The 1,591-nt window shown below is 47.8% G+C and carries 3 protein-coding genes; all 3 read left to right on the forward strand.

Annotated features, from left to right (window positions below; genetic code table 11):
- Positions 1–452, forward strand: a 452-nt coding sequence (locus tag A3750_RS16680; protein ID WP_156498663.1) for a CBS domain-containing protein, incomplete at its 5' end; no start/stop codon positions are given.
- Positions 449–991 (forward strand): HAD family hydrolase, encoded by a 543-nt coding sequence (locus A3750_RS16685; RefSeq protein ID WP_068455353.1) that lies wholly within the window; start codon positions 449–451, stop codon positions 989–991. The genes A3750_RS16680 and A3750_RS16685, both read left to right, overlap by 4 nt.
- Before the next feature lie 8 nt (positions 992–999).
- Positions 1,000–1,572, forward strand: a complete 573-nt coding sequence (gene lptC, locus A3750_RS16690; protein ID WP_068455349.1) for an LPS export ABC transporter periplasmic protein LptC — start codon at positions 1,000–1,002, stop codon at positions 1,570–1,572.
- The last annotated feature ends 19 nt before the right edge of the window (positions 1,573–1,591 follow it).

The following is a 1,591-nucleotide window of genomic DNA, read 5'->3' on the forward strand; positions in this document are numbered from 1 at the left end:
AAGCACGCGGATTTTCTGAAGAAGACTTTGCCTTTTCGCACCCTGGTGGGAGCCTAGGAAGAAAGCTCCTCCTAACCGTCGAGCAAATCATGCATATCGGCGATAGAGTGCCAAGCGTACCGCCCTCATCCTCCTTATCAGAAGGCTTATTTGAGATTTCACGTAAGGGGTTTGGGCTGACTGCCATTGTCGATAACGACAACAAAGTAGAAGGTTTGTTCACTGATGGAGACTTACGCCGCGCCTTTGACGAACAGGTAGACCTACATCAAACCGACATCGGCAGCATTATGACCAAAAATTGCAAAACCATTAACAAAGATGCGCTGGCAGCCGAAGCCCTGCATGTAATGGAAGAATATAAAATCACAGGTCTGCTGGTTACCGAGCCTGACAGAACCCTAGTCGGTGTAATTCATATGCATGATTTACTAAAAGCAGGTGTTGTATGAGCAAGCAGCTCGATGAACAAACGCGTTCAAAGGCAAAAAACATAGCACTTCTTGGACTAGATGTAGACGGAGTGCTCAGCGATGGTCGCATCATCTTTTCAGCACAGGGAGATGAGCTGAAAGCTTTTTGCACTCTAGATGGGCACGGCATAAAACTCCTGCAACAGAATGGTATCAATGTCGCCATAATCACAGGCCGCAACTCACCCCTGGTTGCGCGTCGCGCCCGAGACCTAGGCGTCGAACACTTGATCCAAGGCAGAGAAGACAAGCGCGTCGCTCTTGATAGCGTTCGCCAAGCACTTTCATTAGAGTGGGAGCAATGCGCCTATATGGGCGATGACCTGCCAGATCTATCTGCAATGCAAGCTAGCGGGCTAGGTTTTTCCGTACCAAACGGCCACCCATTCGTTCGCCAGCACGCCGACTACTGCACGAATACAAAAGGTGGTGAAGGCGCAGTTCGGGAAGTTTGCGATTTAATTCTCGACGCCAAAGATCTGCTAGATGGCATCCATCAACACTTCTTAGAGAAGTAGGCACTGTCATGGCACGGCTTAAGCCCAGATCTCGTTTTGTTATACCTCTCATAGTGGCCGTCTTTGGGGTCAGCATCTACTACGCGAATCAACTGGAACAAAAGACGTCATTGATTCAGGAAGACACTACACGAAAACCAAGCGCCTTTGCCGAAGGCACCGAACTAAAAGAGTTTAATGAGGAAGGCGAGCTGCAACTGCTCATCAAAACGCAGCGATCATACTATTACGAAAGCGAAAACCTTATTGAAACTGAACGCCCACTGATCGACTATGTTAATGAAACAGGCGAACAATTTCGCTTAGACGCAAAAGATGGACAATATCGAACAGACACCGGAATGCTAACCTTGCAAAACGAGGTACTGATGTCTCGCGTTGGAGAAACTAACGATCTCATTACATTCGAAACAGAGGATCTTCGCATCGACACGGTGAATGACTTTATATCGACTCCCGGCAAGGTTAAGATAACCCAAAATCATAATACGCTGACCTCGTCAGGCCTTAAGGCATCACTAAATGATAGAAAAATTGAGCTACCGCAGCGCGTTCGAGGCACTTACAATGCCCAGAAATAGCTTGAATGCGCTGATCGGT

This window comes from Oleiphilus sp. HI0079 (assembly GCF_001635105.1).

Coding starts and splice junctions, on each gene's coding strand:
- A3750_RS16685 (WP_068455353.1), top strand. CDS start 449: ATGAGCAAGCAGCTCGATGAACAAACGCGTTCAAAGGCAAAAAACATA.
- lptC (WP_068455349.1), top strand. CDS start 1,000: ATGGCACGGCTTAAGCCCAGATCTCGTTTTGTTATACCTCTCATAGTG.